At 36.5% G+C, this 7,246-nt stretch carries 8 protein-coding genes; 7 read left to right on the top strand and 1 reads right to left on the bottom strand.

Going from position 1 to position 7,246, the window contains the following annotated elements; translation table 11 throughout:
• Positions 1–18 precede the first annotated feature (18 nt).
• Positions 19–1,142, bottom strand: a protein-coding gene (locus tag BN1765_RS17170) for an IS3 family transposase (RefSeq protein ID WP_147554130.1) whose coding sequence is annotated in 2 segments (ribosomal slippage) — positions 19–896 and positions 896–1,142 — 1,125 coding nt in all. Because the reading frame shifts where the segments join, the coding sequence is not laid out codon by codon here.
• Between the two features lie 367 nt (positions 1,143–1,509).
• On the opposite strand from BN1765_RS17170, the gene BN1765_RS17160 reads away from it, so the two are divergent.
• From BN1765_RS17160 to istB, 7 genes are all read left to right on the top strand, one after another.
• Positions 1,510–1,914 carry a phage holin family protein gene (locus tag BN1765_RS17160; protein WP_050616259.1) on the top strand — a complete coding sequence of 135 codons (405 nt, stop codon included), beginning with the start codon at positions 1,510–1,512 and terminating at the stop codon, positions 1,912–1,914.
• A gap of 1 nt (position 1,915) precedes the next feature.
• Complete coding sequence (locus BN1765_RS17155; RefSeq protein ID WP_050616258.1) at positions 1,916–2,701, top strand: N-acetylmuramoyl-L-alanine amidase family protein; 786 nt, start codon at positions 1,916–1,918, stop codon at positions 2,699–2,701.
• Between the two features lie 257 nt (positions 2,702–2,958).
• The gene (locus BN1765_RS17150; RefSeq protein WP_050616257.1) at positions 2,959–3,492 is read left to right on the top strand and encodes a hypothetical protein; all 534 of its coding nucleotides are present in this window, start codon (positions 2,959–2,961) and stop codon (positions 3,490–3,492) included.
• A gap of 62 nt (positions 3,493–3,554) precedes the next feature.
• The gene (locus BN1765_RS17145; RefSeq protein ID WP_050616256.1) at positions 3,555–3,803 is read left to right on the top strand and encodes a hypothetical protein; all 249 of its coding nucleotides are present in this window, start codon (positions 3,555–3,557) and stop codon (positions 3,801–3,803) included.
• A 501-nt stretch (positions 3,804–4,304) separates the two neighbouring features.
• Entirely contained in the window at positions 4,305–4,919 is a 615-nt protein-coding gene (locus BN1765_RS17140; RefSeq protein ID WP_050616255.1) for a hypothetical protein, read from the top strand.
• Positions 4,920–5,060: 141 nt separating this feature from the next.
• A complete protein-coding gene (istA, locus tag BN1765_RS17135; protein WP_050613671.1) occupies positions 5,061–6,488 on the top strand; it encodes an IS21 family transposase in 1,428 nt (475 codons plus the stop codon).
• Entirely contained in the window at positions 6,485–7,210 is a 726-nt protein-coding gene (istB, locus tag BN1765_RS17130; protein WP_147554134.1) for an IS21-like element helper ATPase IstB, read from the top strand. The genes istA and istB overlap by 4 nt, the downstream gene beginning before the upstream one ends.
• Positions 7,211–7,246 lie beyond the last annotated feature (36 nt).

Genomic DNA, 7,246 nt, shown 5'->3' with positions numbered 1-7,246 from the left:
TGGAATGGTAACACTAAACTAGACACTTTTTTTAAGGTGTGTTTCTTTAAACTGAACGGGACTTAAATATCCCAATGTTTCGTGAATTCTGAAATGGTTAAACCAATGGACATAATCATATAGTTCAGAACGTAACTGTTCGAGTGTTTCAAATGTTCGTCCTCTCACAAACTCTGTTTTTAAGATTTTGTAAGTCGCTTCTGCCACTGCGTTATCATAGGGACATCCTTTCATACTTAATGACCGCTTAATTTCAAAAGTTTCAAGCGTTTCATCCAAATGCTTATTTTTAAATTCGCTGCCTCGGTCTGTATGAAATAAGGTGATCAATCGCAGATCATGTTGCACAGTAGACAGTGCTTTACTCACCAGTTTGGCATCTTTTTTCGGTCCTACACTGTGTCCAATCAACTCACGGTTATATAAATCAATCAATAAGCAGATATAGTTCCAGGAATCCTTGACACGTACATACGTCAGGTCACTGACAACGACAGCCAGCTCTTCTTGTTGGTGAAAGCTCCGATCTAACTCGTTACCCACTTTTTCTTCGTTACATTGGGCTTTATGGGGTTTGAACTGGGCTAATGTATAAGACGATATCAATCCTTCTTCCTTCATAATCCGTCCGATTCGGCGGCGGGACACACGATGGTCTTGCTTTTTCAATTCAATCTTAATCTTGCGCGCTCCATAGTTCTGGCGGCTTTTCTGAAAGATTTCAATGATCAGTGACCGAATACGCTCTTCCTGCTGATTATCCTGTATTTTCGCTTCATAATAATAAGAAGAACGGGAAATGTTGAGGACGATGCACATTGCTGATACCGAGTATTTGTGACGGTTATTTCGAATCACTTTTACTTTCGTCCCATGATCAGCGCGGCTTGCTTTAAAATGTCATTTTCCATTTGTAGCTGTTTCAGTTCTTTGCGTATCTTCATTAATTCAGTTTGTTCAGGTGTACGATTGTCTGCTTCCTTAAAGGAACCAGCCGTTCTGCTTTGCTTCACCCACTTATCTAGGGCAGACGGGGTCAGCTCATATTCAGCGATAATCTCTTTTCGTGGTTTTCCATTCTCATATAGTAATACAATTTGTTTCTTGAAATCTTCGGTAAATGTTCGTCTCGATCTGGTCATATACAACGCTCCTTAACTGAATAGGTAATGGCAGACTTGTTAAATAGAGTGTTCACACCGTCACTTGACATGGAGCCTCTACTGGCATGGCTGAAAAGCCAGACTGCCAGTTTATCAAACTGGCAAGCCACGTCAGGCTACCATGCCAGAACCTCCATATAAAGTGACTAGTACAGCTTTTTCCATCTTATAAGGAAGCTATACTCAAAATGAGGATTTTGTCCGCCACACCTTAATTTTTTTGTCCAGTTAAGTGTTGCCTATCCAATTAGTTGCTTAATATAAAACTCTAACTTTTGGGGGTCACCTCATTTTTTATGTCCTTTTTTCTTACCGGGGGGTCAGAAAATTAAAGGAGATGAGTTGAATGGAGGAAGGCGCATTGCTAATCCAAGCCAGCAATTTAGAAATTGTCCAAGCATATCTATTCGGGAACGTGAAATATTTGGATCTGCTAGTTATCGCAGTTATATGCGATATTTTTACAGGGGTCCTTGTAGCCATTAAGGAAAAACGTTTGAGAAGCAGGACGGCTTTTTATGGATATGCTCGTAAACTGGGCATTTTCATTATCATTATCTTGGCAAATATCATCGATAAAATAATGGGGCTGAATGGATCGATCGCATTTGTGACGGTCCTTTTTTATATTGCCAATGAAGGATTGTCCATCTTAGAAAATCTTGCGATAGTCGGGCTTAAAATACCGTCTGTCATCACAGAAAAATTGCACGTTATTGAATCAGAACCAGATAAAAAGGAGGAAAAATAATATGGTAAAAATCTTTCTAGATCCAGGACACGGTGGCAGCGACCCAGGTGCAGTAGGTAACGGTATTCAGGAGAAAGACATCACTCTGGCGATTGCCACGCGTATCAAAAATCTCCTGGCTAAATATAATGTGGAAGTAAAAATGAGCCGGACCAGCGACACGTTCCCATCTCTCTCTGACCGTACTAATGCGGCGAATGCTTGGGGAGCTACATTCTTCATGTCCGTCCACGTAAACTCTGGCGGTGGGACGGGCTTTGAAACTTTTGTTTATCCAGGCAGCGGGGCGCCAACTACAACCTATCAAAATTTGATCCATGCCGAAATCATGAAGCTGCTTGATTTTAATGACCGTGGCAAAAAACAATCCAACCTGCATGTGCTGCGTGAATCTAATATGCCGGCCATATTAACAGAGAATGGCTTTATTGATAACGCTACAGATGCGGCAAAGCTTAAGAATGGAGCATATCTGGATAAAATCGCTCAGGGCCATGTGAACGGTCTAGTGAAAGCTTTTGGCCTGACTCTTAAGAACATAGCAGTTTCTGAGGAAGAGGCTGCTGACAATAAGCTATATCGTGTAACCACAGGAACCTTTAAAGATGTAGATAGTCAAAAGCAAGCCATTAAAAACTTGCTTACACTGTTTAAAAATGCCTATCCATACGATACAAATGGGCTGCGGGCAATCACTGGCACCTTCGTTGGCAAAGCTTCAGCTGAGACGGCCGCGGCTAAGATCAAAGCCAAATTTGGCTATCTCACATATATAAAAGCAGAGTAACAAAGCAAAAGCCCTTCCTTAATTGGAGGGGCCTTATTAAGAAGAACTTATACATCAAATTCAAGCGTGGGGCTGGCTTTTTAAATAAAGGTTGGTTTAAAGATGGGAACGGCCTAGATAATAATTACACGATAAAAATGGGGTTAAAGTTAAGGATAAAAAAATACACTATTATTTTCGTAATATTTACTTTTGTAATCTATAGTGATACTCTATCAATATGAATTGTAAAAAAATGTAAAGGGGGTTTGTATTGTATGTTGAAGTTTAAGAGTGTCCTATTTTTAAGTGCAGTAATCTTATTGTTTTCTCTTTTTATGGTTAACACTAATTCTTTCGCATCTGAGCAATCTAGTAATGGAGAGACCTCAGTATCTAGTAGTATTAAATCTGATGACTCTCAATCGTCGGAGGAAGAGGAAAATAACTCGGAAGATCCATCGGTAGAGGTAACCGGATTAGTTGGTGGAGGAGTATTAAAATGTGAAGGTGATGGATATGCTGCAGCATTATGTAATATTAGTTTAACTTCAGTTGAGCCTCTTTCATATGGTAACATTACAATCACATATTACAAGGTAGAAAGTAATGGCTCTCTAACAAACGTTGGTTACCATATTCTTGAACATTATCCTCAAGGAAGTAGTCATTCTTTTTATGACCAAGATTCAAAAATATTGCCTGGTGGCGGAAAATATCAGGCAAAAGCTACGGGTTGGTTGGAAACAAGTTATGGTAAGTCATTGACTGTTAGTAGTATATGGTCAACAAAATTCACAGTTGAAAATTAAACTCTTGGAAATTGGTAATAAGTTTATTAAGTAAAGTATCTATTGAACGTTCGAGGTGTTGAATGGAAATATTAATCAAACAATATATGGGCAGCCCTTCTAATTATGAAGTTTACCTTAATAATAATGATGAGGTTTTAACTTCGGTTAAAGGGTTGAGCTTTTTAGAAGTAGTACTTAGAATAAATTACTTAATCAAAGAGAACAAAGTATCAACATCAGATTTGATAAAGTATAAATTTTATAATAATTCAAGTGAAGAAGTCCTTAACAATCAAATATCAGTAAGTCAATTTATAAAAAGAAACTAAAAATAACCTGATGTCCACTTACAACTAATGTCTTGAAAAAAGCCCTTCCGAAATTGGATGGGCTTTACTTCTTTTTCTTTCTTTAGCCCCTTTACTTTTATTTATATCAGAATAATTTAGGTAATTTGTAGTATTTTTTCTTTTTTGTAAATCTGAACAATATTGTTTTAAAAAAATAAAGTAACATTTAAATATTTTAGGAAGAAGGAGGCAACTTAAAATTTGTTATTATGCGTGTAACGGAGCGATTTAACAGCATAAGATTTTGCTAAAAAAGAAGAAGCCCCTGATATCATTCTCTTTCTTTTACATATTTATAAGTTTATTTCAACTTATGTATTTATAAGTATTTTTTAGATAAATAGAGTAATATAAAGGATATAGATAAATATTTTGGGAATTTAACTTTATTAAAAGTATATGAACATTTTTGTAAAATAGAAATAACTGTTACCATAAAGAAGGAAACGTTCCAATAACATCCAAGGGAGAGGTTGAAAAATGAAAAAAGTTTTAAAAAGTTTGATTGCTGCTGCTTTTTTATTCATCTTTACTGGTAGTGCATTCTCACTTAATGCAAGTGCTGCAACAGAAAGTCTAGATCAAATATTAAAAAGTAAAGGCTATTCTGATGAAGAAATTAGCATGATGTCTGATATTGTTAAAGAAAGACAGGCTAATTCAAAAAATAAACGAGCTGATTATAGTCTTGAAGTTACTGAATACTATAACAGCCCTGACGGTAAAAAATACGAAGTTACAGACAAAAACAGAGAACAAATTAGACAAATTATGGCGAGAGATATGCAAAATTATGCAAATAAAAATGGAATCTCAGTAATGTATTTACCATCACCGATTAGCGGAATAGCTCCTCTTTCTGCTGGAGATTCATACCAAGACAGTAAATTATCTGTTTCTGCAATGGTTGATAAAGTACCATCAAGTAATCCAACAAAGGAATATCAATATAAAGCAATGATGGATTTTTATTGGAATGCAGTACCTTCGATTGCTTTAACAGATACTATGGCCTTATCATGGGATAGAAATTTCACAGGATTAGCTAGTACATTAGACGGGTACCATACTACTCCAACTACCATGAATGTGTAATGCAAAATAAAAGTGCAGACTTGTGCAACGTTTTTGTACAGAGTCTAGCACTTTTTTTAGTGCCATAAAAAAAAGACTTGCCAGTCACCCCAAGTCCCTCTACTGTATAGGTGTCTAATCAAACAGTGGAGGTAAGAAAGGATGCTAGCAATGTCTGAGGTTCATTGTATCAAATTAATGAGAAATCAAAAAGGGTTATCTATTTCCAAAATCGCAAAAACCATGAATATCAATTGGCGGACCGCAAAAAAATATGCGGATAAAGATCAGGTACCCACTTCTAAAATTCAATCTAAAAAAGGAATGATGTATGAAGAACGTTGGGGAGAGATGGTATGTGATTGGTTGGAAGAAGATGCTCGCTTAAAAAAGAAACTTCGTAGAACAAATAAACAACTTTTTCAAGAATTATTGAAGTATGGCTTTCCCGGTTCTTATCGAACCGTTTGCCAATTTATTTCGGATTGGAGGGCGACTGAAGAGAGTCAAAAGGATAAAGGATATGAGCGATTGAATCATCCAATTGGAGAAGCTCAGGTTGATTTTGGAATCATGGAGGCTGTGCTGGAGGGGGAAATAGTCGATATACATGCATTAATTATGTCTTTCCCCTATAGTAATGTGGCTTTCTCTGTCCCACTTCCTTCAGAAAATCAAGAATGCTTTTTAAGTGGATTAAAGCAATTGTTTGAACAAGCAGGTGGCGTACCAAAAAGTATACGAATTGATAATCTAACGCCAGCTGTCAAAAAAGTAAGGGATTCAAATGGAGAAGCTCAATTAACAGATGAATTGATGGCTTTTCAAAACCATTATGGATTTGACGTACAAGTATGTAATCCCCGAAGTGGACATGAAAAAGGAAGCGTGGAAAGAAAGGTTGGTTATATACGATACAACTTTTTTAGCGTCCCTCCAGTAATAAAGGATTTTGATGACTTGACTGAACAATTAAAAGAAGTATTACAGAAAGATCGACAAAGAGAACATTATAAGAAACAAGAATCAATAGAGTATCTGTGGGAAGAAGAACAAAAGAAGTTATATAAGCTGCCAGAAGAAGATTATCCTGTGTTTAAGGAAACATTGATTAAAGTAAATAAATACAATGAATTCAAATTGGATCAACATCTTATTCATATTCCTAAAGCCAAAAATTATTATCCTTTATACTGTATTCTATATTGGGATCAATATCGGATTGTGACCGGTAATGGAGAAATATTACTAACGGACTTCCGTCCGTACATGAAGAAGAGAAGATTAATCCCATGGAGTGACATATTGAAAGATTGGATGCATAAACCGCGTGTTATTGGACATTCACGATATAAGGAATACTTACCGGCTAGGATTCGTGAGTATCTTTTGGTTCCCTCATTAGCTATTCGTAAACAACGAATCAATGAAATAATTAGTCTGTTATTACAGCATGATATGAAAGAAATTGAAGAACATTTTTATGAGTATATTGGCCAACGGGATAACGAAATCAATCATCCTTATGAAGTGGAGTGGTCTAGCTATGATGCTTTACAACCTACTCCGGAAGGAGTGCAACAAGAGTGAATGAGGCCATTTTAAAGTTATGTAGGCAATTAAAATTGCCTTATATGGCAGAAGGATATGAAGACATTCCTTTTACGACTCGGGAAGAATTCATTTATCACCTTTTATTAAAAGAACAAGTCGGAAGAGAACAAGCAAAAGCGATAAGAAATATAAAAAAAGCTCGTTTTATTGATCATAAAGTATTAGAGACCTATCAATGGCACAAGGATATCCATTTACCGGCCCATCTGACAAAAGAGGAACTAATGGATCTATCATTTGTTTCGAGGAAAGAAAATGTGATTCTAGTAGGAGCTCCTGGAACAGGGAAAACCCACTTAGCTTCCGCCTTAGGTAGACGTGCGTGCGAAAAAGGATATGATGTGAGATTTTATAGGGTATCTCATTTAGTAGAGGAATTAGAGAAAACGTTAGCAAATGGTCGATTTGCTTCTTTCCGACGAAAATTAGAGAAAGTAGATGTATTGATATTAGATGAAATGGGCTATGTCCCTTTTGGCACAGAAGGTGCCGAATTACTGTTTCAACTCATTTCAGAGTGCTATGAACAAAAAAGTTTAATTATTACTTCTAACTTGGAGTTTAGCCAATGGAATCGAATCTTTTCCGATTCCCGATTAACAGCAGCTTTAGTAGATCGTTTAATTCATCACGCTCATATTGTTTCATATACCGGAAGTAGTTTCCGTTTGGCTAATGCCTTATCAAAAAAAGCATAAAAAATACTGGGTGGCAATACTCTGTATTTTCCGCTG

The organism is Bacillus testis (genome assembly GCF_001243895.1).
In the GTDB taxonomy this organism is placed as follows: Bacteria; Bacillota; Bacilli; order Bacillales; family DSM-1321; genus Bacillus_AD; species Bacillus_AD testis.
Note: the sequence above shows the minus strand (reverse complement) of the source record. Positions and strands in the feature narration are given on the sequence as shown.

Coding starts and splice junctions, on each gene's coding strand:
- BN1765_RS17160 (WP_050616259.1), top strand. CDS start 1,510: ATGGAGGAAGGCGCATTGCTAATCCAAGCCAGCAATTTAGAAATTGTC.
- BN1765_RS17155 (WP_050616258.1), top strand. CDS start 1,916: ATGGTAAAAATCTTTCTAGATCCAGGACACGGTGGCAGCGACCCAGGT.
- BN1765_RS17150 (WP_050616257.1), top strand. CDS start 2,959: ATGTTGAAGTTTAAGAGTGTCCTATTTTTAAGTGCAGTAATCTTATTG.
- BN1765_RS17145 (WP_050616256.1), top strand. CDS start 3,555: ATGGAAATATTAATCAAACAATATATGGGCAGCCCTTCTAATTATGAA.
- BN1765_RS17140 (WP_050616255.1), top strand. CDS start 4,305: ATGAAAAAAGTTTTAAAAAGTTTGATTGCTGCTGCTTTTTTATTCATC.
- istA (WP_050613671.1), top strand. CDS start 5,061: ATGCTAGCAATGTCTGAGGTTCATTGTATCAAATTAATGAGAAATCAA.